This window comes from Dyella choica, assembly GCF_003977665.1.
Lineage (GTDB): Bacteria > Pseudomonadota > Gammaproteobacteria > Xanthomonadales > Rhodanobacteraceae > Dyella_B > Dyella_B choica.
In genome coordinates this window covers 87,134-105,405 of the sequence record NZ_RYYV01000002.1, presented here as the reverse complement: position 1 = coordinate 105,405, position 18,272 = coordinate 87,134, and the positions used below count along the sequence as shown (strand labels likewise).

Genomic DNA, 18,272 nt, shown 5'->3' with positions numbered 1-18,272 from the left:
GGAGAGAGAGGTCAACCATGAAAAACGAATCGTGGAGCGAAGATTTCGATGGCACGGGCTTTAGCATAACGGACGCGGAGTACGATTCCACCGACGAGCACGCCGTGTATATCGACCCGAAAGACGGTGGCGATCAGAGCTGCGTGGTTTACGAGCTGGTTTCTGCCTATGACGACTCGCAGCGGCGCGCCGCGCAAAAAGCAGAGTGGGACCGGTGTTTCGTTGCACCACTCTGGAAGGCAAGACGGAAACAGACCCAGCCGCGCACTGCCAGGGTTATCAAGCGGATGTCGACACTTCGACCGGCATCGAACGCCCGCCGACCGACTATCATGTAAGGCGTAGCCCTGGACGGAGGCCGGTTTACGTTGAAACGGCTGGATAGACCGGCAGCGTGAACTGAAAGACCGCGCCGCGAGGCAGGTTTTCACTTGCCCACATCTGGCCGCCGTGCGCTTCGATGATCGAGCGGCAGATCGACAGCCCCATGCCCATCCCGGCGGCTTTCGTCGTATAAAACGGCTCAAACAGGCGCTCGATGTTCTTGGAAGCAACGCCCGGCCCGGAGTCGCGCACCGTCACAAGAACGACACCCGGTTCGTTCATGCAGGTGTTGATCGTCAATTCCCGCAGTCCTGCGTCTAACGTGCTCATCGCTTCGATGGCATTGATGATCAGGTTCAGCATCACCTGTTGCAGTTGCACACGGTCGCCTTTGGTAACCGGCAAATGTTCTGCCAGCTGCATCCGCACGGAGACGCCGTTCCGGTTGGCTTCGCTGGACGCGATTGCAATGACGTCGCGAACGGCCTCGTTGATTTGCACGAGCTCGTTGCACGCGGGGGCTTTTGTAACAAGGCCATGAATGTGCTTTATCACTTCGCCGGCACGTTTTGCGTCACGGGCGATATGATCGAAGGCTTGACGCGCGTCTTCCACATTGGGCGGCTCGCCATTGAGCCAGCGCAGGCCCGTTGACGCATTGATGGCCATTGCCGTGATCGGCTGCTTCATTTCGTGGCTGATCGAGGCAGCGAGCTGCCCAATCGCCGTGACGCGGTTTGCATGCGCGAGCTCGAGCTGCAATTGGCGCGCCTCCGCTTCCGCCCGTTTTCGCTCGCTCAAATCGAGCACGAATCCGATACCTTGGTCCCCGTGCTCGTCCAGCAGCGCAACACCAACCAGCACCGGCACGCGGCTGCCGTCTTTCCTGAAGTACTCTTTCTCATAGGGCTGCAATGTCCCCGCCTTTAGGAGCTCGGGCAACCACTCCTTTTGATTGCGTTCGCGCCACGCGGGCGGCGTCATGTCCGGCCAGCGCATACGCCTCGATACGAGATCGTCACGGTCATATCCGACGATACGAAGAAATGCGTCATTCGCTTCGGTGATCCGGCCATCGATATCCGCGATGAAGATCCCCACGATGTTGGAGTCGACGAGGCGCCGGATCTTCGCTTCACGTTCCGCGAGATCGCGGTATAGACGGGCGTTGTCCAGCGTCATTGCCGCCTGCGAAGCCAGTACCTTCAAGACCGCAATCCTGGACGGGGTAAATGCACCGGCGGCGAGGTGGTTTTCCAGATAAAGCAGGGCGATCAGTCCTCCCTGCTTGACGAGCGGCAGGCATAGGATCGATCGTGCCTGCACGCGAACAATGTACTCGTCGGTGGAGAACGTGCCGCGCGCGGAGGCATCGTCGAGAATGACGCTCTCCTGGGTACGCGCGCAATACTGAAGCACCGACTCGGGCAGCTCGGCGGCGGAGATCGGCGTCTCGCGGAGCGCGACCTTGACCGGTCCGTCGTAGGTATCGGCGTGCGCCTCGATCCATAGCTCGCCGTCCCGCGGAAGTACGAGCAAGCCGCGTTGCGCGCCAGCGTGTTCCACTGCGGTGCGCATCAGCGCTTCGATCAGGTGCTCGAACACAATTTCGCCCGACACGATCTGCGAGACGCTCAGCACCGTGGCGAGATCCAGTTGCTCTATCGGCGTACCGATCGTGGCCGTCTGCTGCGAATTGTCCGCATAGGGCTTGAGGTTGGGGTAATGCCGTTCGAGCTGCCACGCTTTGCCATGTGCTCCCCAGCGAAGATAGGCGTCACGAGCATCCTGCAGGTAGACGCGCGCCACTTTCTCGAAACCTCGCGTCGAATAGAAACGCGCAGCGAGCTCATTCGCTAGCGCCTCGTTGTGCACAAAGCCGTTTGCCTGGGCTGAGCGGATAGCCTGGTCGTAATAGATCATGGCATCGAGCGCGCGGCCTTCGATGCGGGCGATCTCCGCGTGCACCAGGGCAACGCGGTTCTCGAAATTCTCCGGGCAATGCTGTGCCCACAGCTCAAGTTGCTTTTGATGGTCGGCAAGAGCCTCCATGTGCGCCTGTCGCTCATCAATCGTCGCTGTATCGAAACAAGCTGCGCGCGACAACGCGCTGTAGAAGTGATATTCGGCGATTTCGAAAGTCAGGGATGTCCACAGCAGTCGTCGCGCCTGAAATGCGGCATCGAGCGCCGCCGCGTAGTCGCCGGCGAAGAACCGCGCCTGCAGTTTGCAAATCCAATACCAGCACTCGGCAATCGCCGAGTTCCGGCTCTCGGTGAAGCGGCGCTCGATCTGCTGCTCATCGAAATTCGCATCGTCGAAGCTGCCGAACGTAGGCGTGAGCCCCCGCAACGTGCGTATAAGGCCAAGCTGGGCGCCGATGCGATCGATAAAGGCACCGAATCGCATCTTCTGAGCAAACGCGAGACCCCGTTCGGCTTCGCCTTGCACCTGCTCCAGCGGATCACCAGCGGCAAGCAGGTTCGCATTGAGATGGCTGCAACTGTACGCCGCGCAGGTGAGATCGCCGCTTTGGTTGGCCGCTTCGAACGCGCGACGCACCAGTTCGCGGCCAGACCGGACAGGCCTATTCCACGGCAGGACCATGCCGCCAAAGATCATATAGACCCTGGCGTCGTAGCGCTTCAGTCCGCGTTGTTCGACCAGCTCGTAGCTGAGCCGGCCGAATCGATAGCCGGTCTCGTAGTCGCCGAGGCGCAGCCCGGCGATCACGCCGAGCCATACATAGGCAAAACTGGAAGCGTCGGCGTTGCCGCGCTCGAGACTCAGATTGACCATGCGATAGGTGACCAGGGAAAGCAGGTTCGGATTCGTATAAAGGGCGGCCACCCCGAGTTTGGCCAGTACATCTAGGGTCGCGAGCGACGCCGGGTCGCTCATCAAGGGCAGGTCGACCAGCGTCTCGAGCGGCCGGTCTCCAAGGGTGGACCAGATCCGCTGATATTCCCGGTTCGCCTCCTCTTCCGTCGGGTGCGGCGACCACTCGATGCCCAGATGCCGCAGGCATTCAAGACCGACGGCCAGTGCACGGTCGCTCTGATCGCGGGTCACGTGCAGATCCATGCGCAGACACGCAACGCGTGCCGCTTCCACCGAATCTTTCGTGCGGCCTGCCAGCAGCACCAGGCGCGCGTCCGCAGCCGCCAGCGCACCGGTCAGGAATTCGCACTCGGCTCGATGCAACTCCAGCGCGAAGATAAGCTCGCGTTGACGATCCCATCCGTCGTCGCCCACCAGTGCTACGCCGGCAACCAGATACTTGAGCGCCGAGGCGTAGGCGATGGAAGCCTGCGCGCGCCGCCCCGCGATCAGATTGAACTCGGCAAGCTGGTCCCGCTCCACGGGTGACACGATCAGCGGGATCGCACGGTTGAGATGATTGACGATCTCGAAGATCACCTCGCTGCGCTTTCCGGCCAGCGTGTGCTCCGCCAGCAGTCGGCCGATGCGAAGGTGGGCTTCGCCGCGCAGCTCTTCGGCGATCAGTGAATACGCGGCTTCTTGCACGCGATCGTGGGCGAACCGATAGCTGGCTGCGCCGCGCTCGACCAATTCCAGCCGCACGGCCGGCCAAAGCGCCGCATGAACCTGCTCCTCCGTCATCCCTAGGACGAGCGACAGTGTCGTCGTTTCGGCACCGTTGCCGAGGCACGCCAGCTGCTGCAACGCATTCTGTGTTTCGCCCGGCAAGCGCGCCAGTTTCGCGACCATGAGATCGACGACGTTGTCGGTATATCCCTTGGCGTGAATGTGGCCGAGATCCCAGCACCAGCAGGCAGCATCGTGGTCAACGATAAGCATGCCTTCGTCGGCGAGTGACGACAGGAACTGGATGGCAAAAAACGGATTGCCACCGGTTTTCTGGTGGACCAGTTGCGCGAGCGGCGCAGCGTGTGCGGGCTCACAGCGAAGCGCGTCTGCAAGCAACTGCCGCAAATGTGCCTGTCTGAGCGGCGCAAGGGCGATTTCCGAGACCTTTCCACCAGCGTCCCTGATGCTCTTGAGCTTGTGCATCAGCGGATGGACGGCCGTGACTTCGTTATTGCGATAAGCACCGACCAGCATGAGGTGCTGCAGATCGGAGCGGGTCAACAGATCCTCAAGCAGATCAAGTGTGGCCGCGTCGAGCCATTGCAGGTCGTCGAGAAACAGCGCCAGTGGATGGTCGGCCCGGGCAAACACACCGATGAAGCGCTCGAACACCAGCTGGAAGCGCCGTTGCGCGTCCAGCGGCGGAAGCACGGGAACCGATGGCTGTTCCCCGATGATGAGCTTGAGCTCGGGGACCACGTCAACCATCAAGCGTGCGTTCGGCCCGAGTGCATCGGCAAAGGCGTCGCGCCAGCTGCTAAGCTCCGCCTCGCGCTTGCAGAGCAGCGGTCGGACGAGGCTCTGAAAAGCCTGGGCGAGCGTCGCATATGGGATGTCGCGCTTGTACTGGTCGAACTTGCCTGCGGCGAACAGCCCGCGTGGTGCCACCAGCACCCTGTGCAACTCGTTGACGACAGCGGATTTTCCAATGCCCGAATAGCCCGAAACCAACACCAGCTCCGGCGGCCCTTCTTTGGCGATGCGATCGAAGGAGGCCAGCAAGGTCTCGATCTCGTTTGCGCGCCCGTAGAGCCGTTCCGGGATGAGCAGCCGATCGGGCATGTCCTGCTGACCCAGTGCAAAGTCGTCGACGCAACCATGCGTTTCCCATTCGGTGAGGCAGCGCCGCAGATCGCGCTCGACGCCGTCGGCGGTCTGGTAGCGCTCTTCGGCCGTCTTGGCCATCAGCTTCATGATGATGGCCGACACCGGGGCAGGGACGTCCTGCAATCGCTCGCAGGGAGGCACCGGCTTGCGTGCGATATGGCAGTGCACCCACTCCATTGGATCGGTCGCGGCAAAAGGCAGCGAACCGGTGATCATCTGGTAGAGCGTGACGCCGAGCGCATACAGATCGCTGCGGGCGTCGATCGAGCGGTTCATGCGCCCGGTCTGTTCGGGGGCCATGTAGGCAAGTGTGCCGGCGAGGGTCTCCGGCGGCTCCGGCGCCTGTCGCTCGCGTCGCAATTGCGAGGCTATGCCGAAGCCGCTCAGTCGCGGCTGTCCGTCCGTGCAGTTCACCAGGATATGGGCGGGTTTGAGATCCTTATGAACGAGGCCGCGCCGGTGAAGCTTGCCCAGCGCTGCGGCGATGCCGACAGCGAGGCGCACGGCGCTGTCCACCGCCATGGGCGTGCCGATCAGTCGCTCGAGCGGCTCACCGCCCGGATCCTCGAGCACCAGCATCGTCCCACCGCCATCGCGCACCAGATCCAGCGGCCGCATCGCCCACGCGCCGTCGAGTTCGTCCTTCAATTCGAATTCGTGAGCGAGCCGATCGAGGCAGGCAGGCGAGGGTTGCTCGCCGGCGGGGCGCGCAATGAGCAGCCTCTGGTCGCCCCCAGCGGCCGCCCGTCGTGCTCGGCTGATGACGTGTTCGCCATCCTTCCACAAGGGCTGGAGGCCATCGCATATCTCTTCGTAATAATGGGTAGCCATTTGCCGACCCCCGCCGCCCCGTCAGAATACACCCGACGATTTATTTAAAGGCGGAGCCCCTTTTTTTGACGTGGAATAGGTCCGGCCTGCGCGGAAGCGCAGGCCGCCTGTGCTCTAAAAACGTCTTCTGTCTCGATCAAGCTGACAACTGCGGTTTCGCGGGCCGTAGCTGCAAACCTTCGCGGTGTTGCGGACCGGTCGGGCCGTAATCCATCTCGGCGCCCAGGTTGCTGCTTCGAGTGACCGGGGCAGGGGCGTCGCAGGAATCCATGATCGATTCGACGAAGATCAACGTGTCGTTCGGCGTGCCAAGGGCGTTTTGCAGGTCCACCCCGGTTTTGACCAGGAACGATCGCGCCGAAGTGTCGGGACGAAGCACTTTCGGTAAATCGGCGTAGGACCAATTGGCAACGTCGTTGTACGGCTCGGTCTTGCCGAGGTAGCCGCGTTCGATGGTGTAGCCACCGTTGTTGATCAACAAGATCACCGGCTTGAGATCATGGCGCAGTATGGTCGATAGCTCCTGCGCCGTGACCTGGAACGAACCGTCGCCGATCAGCAGGATATGACGCCGCTCGGGTGCCGCAATCAGTGCGCCGAGCAACGCTCCGACCGAATAGCCGATCGAACCCCAATTGATCGAACCGATGAACGTGCACCGCGGCGGAAGCCTGAGGCCGAGGAGGGAAAATGACGTGCCGTTGTCGACATACAGGACATCGCCGGGTCGCAGGTAGCGTTGAATAGCCGGCCAGTAAAAGGCCTGAGTCAGTTTGGCATCGGCATCGATGTCGGCGCTCGACATTGCCGCTGCCGCAAGCCGTCGCGGAGCGCGATGGCTGACCTGCGGAACGGCATCGATGACACCACGAAGCACTTCCTTAAGCGTCACCGCTTGATAATTGTCATGGCCAATATCCAACGAGTGCGCGCGGGCGTGGATCGTATTGGCCGGCAGCGAAGCAGAGAAATCGCCCGTGGTTACTTCGATGGGTCGATAAGCAATGGCAAGCAGGCAGTCGCTGCTCTCGATCGTCTCGCACACACCCGGCTCGCTGGCCTTGCCGGCGTAGATGCCAACGTAATGCGGGGACGATTCGTCGATCACACCTTTGGCGGCGTTGATCACTGCCAGCGGAGCCTGCAGCTTGTTGGCCAGCTCCATCAGTTCGGAGGCAACGCCGAACCGATCCGCGTCCGTGTCGACCAGGATCGCCGCCGACTTGGCGGCAGCCAGACGTTCCGCAAGCGCAGCAACGCACGAACGCAACCGCTCCGGATCGCTTGCCGGCTCGGCGAGCATAAGGGGTGGGGCAGGCACTTCGATATCGAGATAAGCGATGTCAGACGGAAACTCCATGTACACCGGAAGCTTCTCGCGCCACGCAGTGAGGATCAGGCGATCGATTTCCGCGACCGCATTGCGTGGAGTAATCCGCGCCTGCGCGATCGTCACCGGCTTGTACGCATTGAGGAAGTGATCGAAATTTCCATCCGCCATGGTGTGGTGCATACCCAAGCCACGGTCGATGGATCGCAGCGGTATCGAGCCGGCAATGCAAATCACCGGAACGTGTTCGGCATAGGCGCCGCCAACCCCGTTGATCGCGCTCAAGGGACCGACCCCGTTCGTGACAAGCAACGCACCCAATCCCTTCAATCGTGCATAGCCATCTGCCGCATACGAGGCAGTCAGCTCGCCGGTGGTGCCGATCCAATTCATCTTCTTCGCGTCGTGCAGTTGCTGCAGCAGCGTGAGGTTGTAGTCGCCGGGGACGCCGAACAAGTGTCGAATGCCGGCCTCTTCAAGACGGCGAAGCAGGAAGTCGCCGATCTTCATTCGCTGGGTGCTGCTTGCCATGGGAGACTCCTGGGCCGTTGGAGGAATGCGGCGAACCATTGAGCCGCAGGCCAAGGGGAATCCCATTCACGAAGGTATCGGTTACATACCGAGCCAACCACGTATCGGGCAACTCCAAGAAAATCGCCATAGCTGCAGTCGATTTTCATCATTGGATCCATCCAATGTCGATGATGGCTGGCCAGGCCAACGCCGATCCCAGGATCCCGTGATCCTGGACTATACAAACCTCAATATGACGTTCACGTCGAACGCTAACGGTTCAACGCGAAACCGTATAAATCTTTTCGGCGCGCATGGTGTGGCACGAAAGTTGCTGCGCGTTTGCGTGCCCTTGGGCATGCTTCACGTAAGTGAAATGCTTGCTGGGTTGCTTTGGCAAGACGGCTCGCCGACTTCGATGCAGCGGCGATTTTGAAGCTTTCTGCTATCCCGTATAGGCCGGCCTATGCTCTGGCGCTCCCTGCTTTAGCTGGATACTCTTCTTACACGCATCAGAAAACGTTGCACCGAGGGGACAAGGCCATGATCGACACGAGATCAGCAACCTTTCGGGGTGTCTGGCCGGGCCGCCACCGCTCATGGCCACTCTTGGCCGCGGTGGGCGCGATAGCCGGCTGTTCGACCAGCTCGGCGCCGGCGGTCATTATGTTCGGCGCGTATTTCCCGGATTGGCTGGTTTTTGCGATTTTGACGATCGTGATCGCGATCCTTGCACGTATTGCCTTCGGACTCGCCGGATTGGCGCAGCTGGTGGCTTATCCGTTCTTCACCTGGATGGCAGTCGGCATCATCGTTGCCGGTGCGATCGACCTCATATGGTTGGATCAGTGATGCGCGCGGCCGGAGAACAGGGTCCCTCGCGCCTGGCAAAGCTGCTGGCACTGATCGTGATAGCGGCTGCGGTTGTCATGCTGGTCATTGCTCTTTCGCGCGCGATACGCAACCCCTCGACCGACGCCGCCTCCATCGACGCAGACGTGGTCCACGTCGCCGCCGAGGTGGGCGGTCGAGTCATCAAGCTCGGCGTCACCGAAAACAGCATGGTGAAGCAGGGCGACTTGCTGTTTCAGATCGATCCCGAACCTTATCGCGATGCGGTCGCGCAGACGCGCGCCGAACTGGCCATGGCCGAAGCCGCGCTCGACTCCAAGCGGCGCGTCGTTTCCACGCAAAATTCAAACGCCGTCATTGCAGCCGAGCAGACGCATAAGGCGGCGCAGAATGACGCACTCGCACGGCGCACCGTCGACCGTCTGCGTCCCCTGGCGCAGGATGGCTATATCCCGCAACAGCAGCTCGATCAAGCCGAGGTCACCTCCCGCGATGCTGCCAAGTCGCTTAGTCAGGCGCAAGAGCAACAAGCAGCCGCAAAGGCCGCCATCGACACCACGGCCGGTGAAGAAGCGACCGTGCAGGCGCGCCGCGCCGCGCTCGCGATTGCCGAGCGAGCTCTACGGCAAACGACGGTACTAGCTCCTCATGACGGTCGCGTCGTCGGGCTCAGCGTCACCAGCGGCGAGATGGTCGTGCCATCCCAGTCACTGTTCACGCTGGTCGCGTCCGATGAGTGGTATTCGGTCGGCAACTTTCGCGAGACGGTGCTGAAGCACGTCAAGGTCGGCGACTGTGCCACCGTTTATTCGATGATTGACCGGTCCCGGCCGATGCGGGGAGCCGTGACCGGCATCGGATCCGGAGTGCTCGATACCGAACGTGTCGATATACCGCACGGGCTACCTTATGTCGAACGCTCACTCAATTGGGTTCGTGTTTCGCAACGCTTCCCGGTACGCGTGAAGCTGGAAAATCCACCCCAGGATCTGGTGCGCCTGGGTGCCAGCGCGATCATCGAGGTCGATCATGGCGCCGCTTGCCGGTGAGCACGCAGCTGGAACGATCCGGGCCCGGCTGTCGGAGCTGGTAGTGCGCACGCCGGGACGTGCCGAATTCACTTTGCGCCTGGCGTTGATCTGCGTGCTCACGACATGGATAGGGCAGGCCTACCAAATTCCGGACGTAGCGCTGTCGGCTTACGTTGTGTTCTTCATGAATAAGCCGGATCGGACCAGCAGCGTGCTCTTCAGCGTGGTATTGGCGTTATTGGTCAGCTTTCTGATCGGCCTGCTCATACTGATCGCGGGCGCGGCTCTGGATGTACCTTCGCTGCGGGTGGCCATCATGGCTGCCCTGTCGCTCTCGCTGCTATTCCTCGCCTCTGCCAGCAAGCTCAAGCCTTTAGCATCGACGATTGCGCTGATCGTCGTTTACGCACTCGATCAAATGGGGAAGGCGCCGGAGGGTGAGTTGGCCACGCGCGGATTGCTCTACGTCTGGCTGATGATTGGCATTCCCGCCGGTCTATCCGTGGTCGTCAACTTTCTGATCGGGCCTGCTCCCCGACGACTGGCGGAGCGCGACATCGCATCGCGATTGCGTGCAGCGCAATCACTTATGGGGGCACCGGACGCCACAGCGCGTCAACGCGTCACATCATTGCGCCAGCAGGGCGATGCGGCCATTCAAGGTCAAATACGGCTGGCGTTCATGGAAAAGACGTCCTCGCACGCTGACCTGGCAGCACTTCAGCAAACCGCCCGTTCCACCGATGCGCTGCTGATGTTGACCGAAGAGATCGACCGCTCGCACGAGCTGTCGGACAGTTGGCGACAGTCCGCCGCCGCGACGCTAGGCGATATGGCCGCCATTCTCGATCGGCACCGCTACCCCATGGATATCGAGCCGGTGCCTGGCGCGGAGATGTCTTCCTCGCCAGCGGCATCGTCGCTGGCTTCGGATTTCAATGCGGTGCTGGCGAACTTTGCCGTCGCTTTACCCTCAGCGGAGAAAAAAAACGCGCAGGAAAGGAGTGGATTCTTCGTCGCGGATGCGTTCACCAATCCCGACCACGTCCGCTATGCGGTCAAGGTCACGATCGCGGCGATGAGCTGCTATCTGTTCTATTCGCTGGCCGATTGGCAGGGCATTCATACCTGCCTTATCACCTGCTACATCATTTCGCTCGATACGACAGCGGAAACGGTCGAGAAATTGTCCCTGCGCATCGCCGGTGCATTGGTCGGTGCAGCGGCCGGTTTGGCCGCGATTGTCTGGCTGACGCCGTCCATCGACCGAATCGGGGGATTGCTGGTGCTGGTCTTTGCCGGTGGCTGCCTCGGCGGATGGATCGCCACTGGCAGCCCGCGCATTGCCTATGCCGGCTTCCAAGTCACCTATGCCTTGTTTCTTTGCGTAATTCAAGGCTCGACGCCAGCCTTCGACCTGACTGTGGCGCGCGACCGCGTGATCGGCATTTTGCTCGGCAATGTAGCGGTCTATCTGATCTTTATTTCGATCTGGCCCGTCAGTATCGTGCGCCGCATCGATCCTGCGATCTCTGCGCTGCTGCGCAAGCTCGCCCATCTTGCCGAGCTTACGCAGCATGTCGAACGCCGGAACGCATTACCCGCGGCTCACGCTTCGATCTCCAAGATTCAAACCGATCTCGCCATGGCCTACTACGAACCGGCCTGGCTTCGCCCGCCCGCAGAATGGTTCAAGCTAAGGGATACGTTGCTAGCCGGCATTCCTGCATTCGAGACGACTTTGTTGATCTCCGACGAACGCAGCACGCTCGACGCAATGGCCACACGGCTTGATCAGATGGCAACGGCCATCGATGGCGGGGAGCTTGACTCGAATGGCGGAGGTAAGCCTAGACGGGAGGAAGGCCTTGCGCACTAAGATCGCTACGCTATTGACCTTGACACTGTGCGGGTGCGCGACCTCTGCATTGCGAATGGCTCCTCCCGCGCCCGATCACCCGTGGTCGCCGACGGTCGATGCGACCGGTGCATTGACTGCCGCTCCCGCGTCAAGCGCCGCCGCACCATCGCAAGGCTACGTGCTGCCGCCCAATCCGGCTGGCGCAACGTTGCCGGCAACAACGGTCGACTCTCAACGGGTCTATCAGCTTGCCGACCTGATTGATCTTGCGGAAAGCACCAATCCGGAAACCCGCATTGCCTGGAATGAAGCGCGCAACGCCGCGCTTACCGCCGGTATCGCACGCAGCGCGTATCTGCCGCGCATCAGCGCCACCGCGCTGGGTGCAAGACAGCAGCAGAACGGACGAAATTCGGGCTTGGGCGCCTCGGTCGCCCAAAACAATTCGTTTAGCGGCGGCGTGGCGGTGCTATCGCTCGAATGGCTGTTGTTTGATTTCGGTCAACGGCACGCACTGGTGAATGCCGCCGACGAAGGTGCTGTGATAGCCAATATCGCCTTCACCGGTGCGCATCAGAGGTTGATTCACGCCGTCAGTGTGGCCTTTTACGCCTATTCGGCTGCCTCCGCCCGTACCGATACCGCAGCAGTCTCGCTGAAGGATGCACAGGACATCCAGATTGCCGCCGAAAGTCGCAAAAAGCACGGCATCGGAACCGTTATCGAGGTGGCGCAAGCGCGCCAGCTCACCGCGCAAGCGGAACTTGCCAAAGTCGACGCCGAGGGAGACAAGTCGAACGCTTATTTCGCGCTGCTGTCGGCAATCGGCGTGTCGCCGCTCACGCATATTCAGATCGCCGACGTATCCAAACGGCCGTTGCCGTCCAATCTCGACCAACCCATCGATCACGTGCTTGCGGATGCGTTGGAGCGGCGTCCCGACGTGCTTGCCGCCATCGCTCAGCAGAAGGCGGCCGACGCCGGTGTCCGCGCTGCCCAGGCCGATTTCCTGCCCAAGTTCTTTGTTTCCGCTTCGGGCACGCATGCCAATGGCAATGTTGATCTCTCAGCCGTGCCGGCGGTTGGCGATCAAGCCCCCACCGTCAATCTATCCAACCACCACTGGGGTGCAACCGTCATCGTCGGCGTAACCATTCCTCTCTATAACGGCGGCGTTCGCAACGCTGCATTGGCGCAAGCACGCAACCGTGCGGACTCCGCCGCCGAAGCGCTGGATCGCGTCAAACTCGATGCCGCACAGGAAGTGGCAATGGCCGATTCCAAATTGCACACCAGCCTTGCTGCCGTTTCGGCCACGCGCGTGCTCCTCGACGCCTCGCAGGTTACCTATGATGCGGCACTCGCGGCATTTCGGCGCGGCGTTGGCTCATCCACCGACATGCTGGTAGCCGAACGCCAGCTGCTTGAAGCGCGGAACGCTGCGGTCGATGCACATAGTGCAGCGCTTTCTGCGGCAGCGACGCTGGCATTGGTCTGCGGAAGTCTGGGGCAGGCACCAAACTGAGATGCATGCCGATCCAGCAGGGGCGCCGTGGCGCTAGAAGGATTTTGCGATTCGCACGAGCACACCGAAATTCTGCTTGAATTGACCGCGCGCCTCGACGTCATGGCTCAAAGAGATTGCGCCCTGCCAGGTAGGCGAAATGGACTGCATGTACGTAAATCGGATTTGGTGTTCGTGGGTCTTTCCACCTGTCGAAACACCGTCGAGCCGCTGGGAGCCGCCAAACGCACCGGCATACCCGACCGAAATAGAGGTGTTTAAGGCACCCGGAAAAATCCGCTGCATCTCTGGCGTGATGTCGCGGCTCAGCCAGATATAGGCAGTGTAGGTCGCGCTTTGACTGAGAGTCTGATGGCCTGTACCCGCTCTCGTGTTGTCGCCGTACCAGATCCGGTCCGCCGCGATGTCAAACGTGTATTTGTCGAGAAAACCCTGGGTGTAATCGACCTGAAGGTCGTTTTGCCATCGATTTCCGCCAAGATTCAGCACGCGGTGGCTGTCATATGACCCGATGGGCACAGTCAGGAAGACAACGGCCGACAGATAACGTTTCTTATCAGGCTGATTGACGAACCAATAGCCTACCGAGGCAATCGGATCTGCGACGCCGGACGTATCGCCCAGCCGTTTGCCGGCGATCTTGCCGTCTGTCAAGGCGCCGAAGGGCAGGATGAAATCGAGCACATAGGGATGCCCGGAGATTTCACCGTAATGGAGATAACGTGCGACCCCGATGTAGCTATCGAGATGGGTATTGTTCTTTGCCGTACCGGCAATGGGACTGTTGAATTCATTGTGCGCGCCATAGTCATAGTAGACCAGGACGACGTTGGTGCCGGGCGGTGCCGGGATCCAGTCGAATGGCTGGTAGTCGATCGCCAAACAGGGGGAGGCGACCCCCGTAGCAAAAACGGCCGCGAGCCAAAACCGTAAACTTCGTTTCCATCGGCACTTGCGAAAGAGAGACATGGCTTTCTCCCTGTTGAGGTTAGTCGAAGCTGGAAAATCAGGTCGGAATGCCTGGATCGATGCCGAAAGTAGGTGGGCCAATTTCGCTCGCATGGGAGCAACCCTAAGCAGAAGTGCTGCGGTGCTCAATTGCACAATGGTGTCGGCGACACCTTCGTATAGGCGGAACGAAACGCAGAGTCTCTGATGTCCGACATGCTTGTCGCTCAGGCCATGATTGCTGCAGACCGTTCGAGCGAACACTGAAAATTGTGCATTGATCCGATCACTGAGCGAATAACTGTGCAGTTATTCCAGTAACGGCTAGCGATTGGAGAGGTGTATCACGGGCAGGATTGGCTAAAGATGCCGTATTCGCGACCGAGGCCGGCGTCGATGCGCGCCGCGACGCGCACGCCGCATTCAGCACTTGCCGTCACAACGTACGCCGACTAGCCATAGACCGTGTCATTCGCAATAGCCACGGCTTCGTCTTCATCGCTGTACGGGATGATCGAAATCACCGACCCGAATATCTTCTCGCTGGCGATGGCCATGTCATTGCGCTCGTCGGTGAACAGGGTAGGGCGCACGAGATTCATGGGAACGACGCAGGCATCCAAGGACCGCTAGCTGCGGCAGCCATTGGGGCAATCGGCGCGCGCTGGCACTGCGCTACCGCCAGGCGGCTCGTTGGTGGCACAGACAGCAACCATGCCACGCTGGGCTGCGCGGGTCTTGGGCTGCATGACTCTTAGGTAGGCGCTCATGGCGATGCATTCTTGCCCGTCATATAATTCATTTATTTTCAATAGTTTATAATTTGCATCTCGATTTTACATGAGATGTTGTGCCTCGTAGTTGCGGTCCGCTTTGGGGTCCGGCTGATGAGGAGGGGCAATGGTCTTCGCCCACAAGGGCCAAGCCAGTGATAAACTAAGTTCATTAAACTAAGTCATGTGGGTTTCGCCGTGCATACCTACAATATCCATGATGCGAAGACCCAGCTTTCCAGGCTGGTGGAGCAGGCTGCAAGGGGCGAATCATTCGTAATCGCCAAGGCCGGCAAGCCTATGGTGAAGGTGATCGCCCTCGACGCACCGGAGCCTTCGCACGTCAAACGGTTCGGTTTCCTGGCCGGACAAATCAGCGTGCCAGACGATTTCGACCGGATGGGCGAGGCGTCGATCGTGTCAATGTTTGAGGATGGCGCATGAAGCTGCTGCTGGATACGCATTTGCTTCTGTGGGCGGCGATGGGCGTCGAACACCTTCCGGCCGATGCCGGGCGGTTGATGAGCAACCCCGACAATGAGTTGTTCTTCAGCGTTGCCAGCCTGTGGGAAATTGTGATCAAGCGTGGCTTGGGTCGGGATGACTTCAAGGTCGATCCACGCGTATTGCGGCGCAGTCTGCTTGATAACGGCTATCAGGAGTTGTCGATCCATAGCGAGCACGCGGTCGCCATCGATACCTTGCCTCCCATCCATAAAGATCCGTTCGACCGTCTTCTTGTCGCTCAAGCGATGGTCGAGGGCATCACGCTGCTGACGGCTGATGAGCGGGTCGCTGAATATCCAGGCCCGATCCAGCGCGTTTAACGGTGGCGGCAGCCTCCGCCAATGGCTCGATTGCCAGAATAAGAAACGGGCGATCGAGCACAGGCGGTGCTGTTAGCCCACCATAGAACGCGAGCACGCGTCGGGACGGTGAATCCGCGGCGTCCGCGGGCGGTTTCAGCTCAGCGGAATTTCCGCGCGGAACAGCGCGACGTGTCCTTGCTGCCACACCGTGACCTTGGCGAAATGGCGCCTCAGTGCTGACTCCAGGTCAGTCAACGTGTCCTGGCGGTTTCCGAAGATGCCTTTGCGGTTGTAGAGCTTCATCAAACGGCGGCCGATCCAGTTGTGACCTGACTGATCGCCGAGAATGGTCGCGCCGTAGAGCGTTCCGTTGGCCATAAGGTGTTTGCGCAACAGGTGGAATACCGCAGAACCCTTGAGTGCCATCTGTCCCGGCAGACAGTGCAGCAAGTAAAACATCGAAATGGAACTGAACTTGCAGTCGCCCAGCGCACCGCTAGGCTGGAGGACATCCTCATGCACCATCGTCGGCTGCAAAGGGGCAATGCGCGCGGCAGCCGCTCTCAAGCTGTTGTCGTTGAGGTCAAGCAGCGTGACCTTCTGTCCCGGCTGCGACGCGCTGTTGGCCAGGTAGAAGCCCGAACCTACACCCACATCGAGGTGGTTGGTGCTCAGATGCTGGCGAAAGAATTGTAGCAGCACAGTGTCCGTCGGACACTTCCAGGCATGACTGTTGGAGAAGCCGAGTACCCAACGGTCGTAGATCTTAAGGACACGCCGGGAATAGACGGCGGCACCGTCCTCGGTATGTGAAGTGGGGAGTGTCGGTTCCATGTGTCGTGATCGTTGGGAAAAGATGGATGTCGCCGCGAATGCAGCATGCGTAGAGATGCGGGGGAATCGTAGTGCCTTGGTTCGCGCCATTCTGCCCAGAGTGTCACAGCGCGTAATGAGTGAAGTCGAGCTTGGTGGTGGCAAATTCCATAGGGGTCGAAACGAGAAACTTCGGCGGAGCTGGCCGATCTTGTCCGACATGTTCTCGACCTCGCTGAAAGCTGGTGTAGGGCGGGGCGCAGGTTTCCCCCCGACGGCACGAACTGTTCGGAGCTTGAGTCGAAAGTGTTACACACGCCCCAGTCTCAGAGGGCGCCGGCAGGCTGAGCTGAGTATCGCTGACGTGGTGCGGGAGCGTTACAGTAATTCGTGAGTCGTCACGAAAAGGGCGAGACCAAGCTCATCCTGCCACGTGGTGTATTGCGCGGAGCGGCCGAGCCGAACTAATGCAGCGGAATGCTGGTGTCGCGCGCTTGCGCCAGTACGCGGAAATTGAATTCGAGGGTCGCCAGCTCTCGGCTCAGAAATAGATCGGACTGGGACGTTTCGATAACAACAGATTTGGTAATTTAAGGAAGCATCTGTTCATTTTTACTCATAAGCGACCGCTACGCCTATGCGTTCGGAAGGAATCGTTCAGCGCGCAATCTCCTTTGTGGGGTACGTGGATGGAGCCCTAGGCTCCTCAGTCCTTTGGCCCGCAACTTCACACGAGCATCAGGAGAAGATCTTATGACTAAGGTATCTCGGTTCATCGCAATGTGTACGATCGGTGCGGCCGTTGCAGTGCCGTCGTTCGCGTGGGCGCAGACCTATACGACGGTCAGTTATCCGGGCGCGGTACTCACTGAACTTGTTGGCGGCCCCAATCCCCAGGGTACGAGCGTCGGCGGGTACACCCTCACGGCGGGTGGAGCCTTGCACGGTTTTACGCTAAAGGGAGGGGAATTTACGTCGTTCGACCCCCCGGGCTCCACGTTTACGACTGCCAACTTCATCAATCCGCTGGGAGTTATTGTCGGCGCCTACGTCGACGTGGCTGGCGTCAGCCACGGTTTCATTTTACGCAATGGGACTTACACCACGTTTGACTACCCAGGCGCGGCTGGTACAGAGCTCAGTAGCATTAACCCTGCAGGTGAATTGTCAGGCGCTACCTGTTCCGACGCTGCCTGCGGCGTCACAGGCAACACCAACGTTACCCACAGTTTCCTGTTGTCCAAGGGGGGCGTCTTCTCGGCGACCTTCGACCCACCAGGTGCGACCAGTAGTACCGCCAGCGTGGTGATCCCATCTGGCGCAGTCATTGGTGCTTACACACACCTAAGTGGAACGACATGTTTCACACAGTGCCAAGGGTACCTGCGGTTCAACGGATCGTTTGCCACGATCAACTATCCAGGCTCCTCGTTTACGTTTGCTGGCGGTGCCAACGCTCAAGGTGAAGTGGTGGGGATTTACACCGATGCTTCGGGCGTCAGCCACGGTTTTCTGTTTAATGGCGCTTACACGTCATTCGACTACCCCGGAGCCACGTTCACTGAGGCAACAGGGATCAACCCTAGCGGTGTCATCGTGGGAGTCTATGTTAACTCCGCGGGCGTCGTGAACGGATTCATACGGAAGCCGTAGCGACACGAGTGCCAGGCCTCAGGCCGCGTATTGCAATCAGCCCACGCCGCCTTATCCAGCGGCGTGGGAATTGTGTGTTTCCGGCGCCAGTAAGCGTTCGGGTCCGAAGCCGCAGGATAAGGTGGAGCCCTGGCCGGGCGTGCTGCGAATATCCAGCCGCTGAGCTGGTTGATCGCGCACGCCAGGAGATTAAGTCGCTGCCACAGCGTTTAGACCGAGAGCAGCGGGAGCACGGCAAGGTTGTACTGATCCCACACCAGAGCGCGCTTTTCAAGCGAAGCGAAGGCTTC

At 60.1% G+C, this 18,272-nt stretch carries 13 protein-coding genes and 1 pseudogene; 8 read left to right on the top strand and 6 right to left on the bottom strand.

Annotated features, from left to right (window positions below):
• Positions 1-17 precede the first annotated feature (17 nt).
• Positions 18-338 carry a hypothetical protein gene (locus tag EKH80_RS03165; RefSeq protein ID WP_126683281.1) on the top strand — a complete coding sequence of 107 codons (321 nt, stop codon included), beginning with the start codon at positions 18-20 and terminating at the stop codon, positions 336-338.
• Positions 339-363: 25 nt separating this feature from the next.
• Here the strand turns inward: EKH80_RS03165 and EKH80_RS03160 are convergent, their stop codons facing one another.
• Positions 364-5,874, bottom strand: a complete 5,511-nt coding sequence (locus EKH80_RS03160; RefSeq protein WP_126683280.1) for a trifunctional serine/threonine-protein kinase/ATP-binding protein/sensor histidine kinase — start codon at positions 5,872-5,874, stop codon at positions 364-366.
• A 136-nt stretch (positions 5,875-6,010) separates the two neighbouring features.
• On the bottom strand, positions 6,011-7,735 hold the full coding sequence (locus tag EKH80_RS03155) for an alpha-keto acid decarboxylase family protein (RefSeq protein ID WP_158628723.1): 1,725 nt from the start codon (positions 7,733-7,735) through the stop codon (positions 6,011-6,013).
• A 525-nt stretch (positions 7,736-8,260) separates the two neighbouring features.
• On the opposite strand from EKH80_RS03155, the gene EKH80_RS03150 reads away from it, so the two are divergent.
• Genes EKH80_RS03150 through EKH80_RS03135 form a run of 4 tightly spaced genes read left to right on the top strand, consistent with a single transcriptional unit; the run spans position 8,261 to position 12,986 of the window.
• Positions 8,261-8,569: a hypothetical protein gene (locus EKH80_RS03150; RefSeq protein WP_126683278.1), complete on the top strand. Its 309-nt coding sequence runs from the start codon at positions 8,261-8,263 to the stop codon at positions 8,567-8,569.
• Complete coding sequence (gene mdtN / locus EKH80_RS03145; protein ID WP_126683530.1) at positions 8,569-9,618, top strand: multidrug transporter subunit MdtN; 1,050 nt, start codon at positions 8,569-8,571, stop codon at positions 9,616-9,618. Before EKH80_RS03150 ends, mdtN begins: the two co-directional genes overlap by 1 nt.
• Positions 9,599-11,479 carry an FUSC family protein gene (locus EKH80_RS03140; protein ID WP_126683277.1) on the top strand — a complete coding sequence of 627 codons (1,881 nt, stop codon included), beginning with the start codon at positions 9,599-9,601 and terminating at the stop codon, positions 11,477-11,479. Before mdtN ends, EKH80_RS03140 begins: the two co-directional genes overlap by 20 nt.
• 55 nt (positions 11,480-11,534) lie before the next feature.
• Entirely contained in the window at positions 11,535-12,986 is a 1,452-nt protein-coding gene (locus tag EKH80_RS03135) for a TolC family protein (RefSeq protein ID WP_126683276.1), read from the top strand.
• Between the two features lie 33 nt (positions 12,987-13,019).
• On the opposite strand, the gene EKH80_RS03130 is transcribed toward EKH80_RS03135, so the two are convergent.
• Positions 13,020-13,955: a transporter gene (locus tag EKH80_RS03130; RefSeq protein WP_158628722.1), complete on the bottom strand. Its 936-nt coding sequence runs from the start codon at positions 13,953-13,955 to the stop codon at positions 13,020-13,022.
• Positions 13,956-14,386: 431 nt separating this feature from the next.
• Complete coding sequence (locus EKH80_RS03125; RefSeq protein WP_230473385.1) at positions 14,387-14,536, bottom strand: aldehyde dehydrogenase family protein; 150 nt, start codon at positions 14,534-14,536, stop codon at positions 14,387-14,389.
• A 369-nt stretch (positions 14,537-14,905) separates the two neighbouring features.
• Here EKH80_RS03125 and EKH80_RS03120 point away from each other — a divergent pair, with 369 nt between their 5' ends.
• Together EKH80_RS03120 and EKH80_RS03115 are read left to right on the top strand one after the other, a co-directional pair.
• Positions 14,906-15,151 (top strand): type II toxin-antitoxin system Phd/YefM family antitoxin, encoded by a 246-nt coding sequence (locus EKH80_RS03120; protein WP_126683274.1) that lies wholly within the window; start codon positions 14,906-14,908, stop codon positions 15,149-15,151.
• Positions 15,148-15,534 carry a type II toxin-antitoxin system VapC family toxin gene (locus tag EKH80_RS03115; RefSeq protein ID WP_126683273.1) on the top strand — a complete coding sequence of 129 codons (387 nt, stop codon included), beginning with the start codon at positions 15,148-15,150 and terminating at the stop codon, positions 15,532-15,534. Before EKH80_RS03120 ends, EKH80_RS03115 begins: the two co-directional genes overlap by 4 nt.
• A 135-nt stretch (positions 15,535-15,669) precedes the next feature.
• Here EKH80_RS03115 and EKH80_RS03110 read toward each other — a convergent pair whose 3' ends face one another.
• The gene (locus EKH80_RS03110; protein WP_126683272.1) at positions 15,670-16,350 is read right to left on the bottom strand and encodes a methyltransferase; all 681 of its coding nucleotides are present in this window, start codon (positions 16,348-16,350) and stop codon (positions 15,670-15,672) included.
• A 449-nt stretch (positions 16,351-16,799) separates the two neighbouring features.
• Positions 16,800-16,919: pseudogene (locus EKH80_RS24425) on the bottom strand (hypothetical protein); the annotation flags it as partial.
• 163 nt (positions 16,920-17,082) lie between these two features.
• Here EKH80_RS24425 and EKH80_RS03100 point away from each other — a divergent pair.
• Positions 17,083-17,982, top strand: coding sequence for a hypothetical protein (locus EKH80_RS03100; RefSeq protein ID WP_126683271.1), 900 nt, complete (start codon positions 17,083-17,085; stop codon positions 17,980-17,982).
• The last annotated feature ends 290 nt before the right edge of the window (positions 17,983-18,272 follow it).

Coding starts and splice junctions, on each gene's coding strand:
- EKH80_RS03135 (WP_126683276.1), top strand. CDS start 11,535: ATGGCTCCTCCCGCGCCCGATCACCCGTGGTCGCCGACGGTCGATGCG.
- mdtN (WP_126683530.1), top strand. CDS start 8,569: ATGCGCGCGGCCGGAGAACAGGGTCCCTCGCGCCTGGCAAAGCTGCTG.
- EKH80_RS03100 (WP_126683271.1), top strand. CDS start 17,083: ATGACTAAGGTATCTCGGTTCATCGCAATGTGTACGATCGGTGCGGCC.
- EKH80_RS03115 (WP_126683273.1), top strand. CDS start 15,148: ATGAAGCTGCTGCTGGATACGCATTTGCTTCTGTGGGCGGCGATGGGC.
- EKH80_RS03150 (WP_126683278.1), top strand. CDS start 8,261: ATGATCGACACGAGATCAGCAACCTTTCGGGGTGTCTGGCCGGGCCGC.
- EKH80_RS03160 (WP_126683280.1), bottom strand. CDS start 5,874: ATGGCTACCCATTATTACGAAGAGATATGCGATGGCCTCCAGCCCTTG.
- EKH80_RS03165 (WP_126683281.1), top strand. CDS start 18: ATGAAAAACGAATCGTGGAGCGAAGATTTCGATGGCACGGGCTTTAGC.
- EKH80_RS03110 (WP_126683272.1), bottom strand. CDS start 16,350: ATGGAACCGACACTCCCCACTTCACATACCGAGGACGGTGCCGCCGTC.
- EKH80_RS03130 (WP_158628722.1), bottom strand. CDS start 13,955: ATGTCTCTCTTTCGCAAGTGCCGATGGAAACGAAGTTTACGGTTTTGG.
- EKH80_RS03155 (WP_158628723.1), bottom strand. CDS start 7,735: ATGGCAAGCAGCACCCAGCGAATGAAGATCGGCGACTTCCTGCTTCGC.
- EKH80_RS03140 (WP_126683277.1), top strand. CDS start 9,599: ATGGCGCCGCTTGCCGGTGAGCACGCAGCTGGAACGATCCGGGCCCGG.
- EKH80_RS03125 (WP_230473385.1), bottom strand. CDS start 14,536: ATGAATCTCGTGCGCCCTACCCTGTTCACCGACGAGCGCAATGACATG.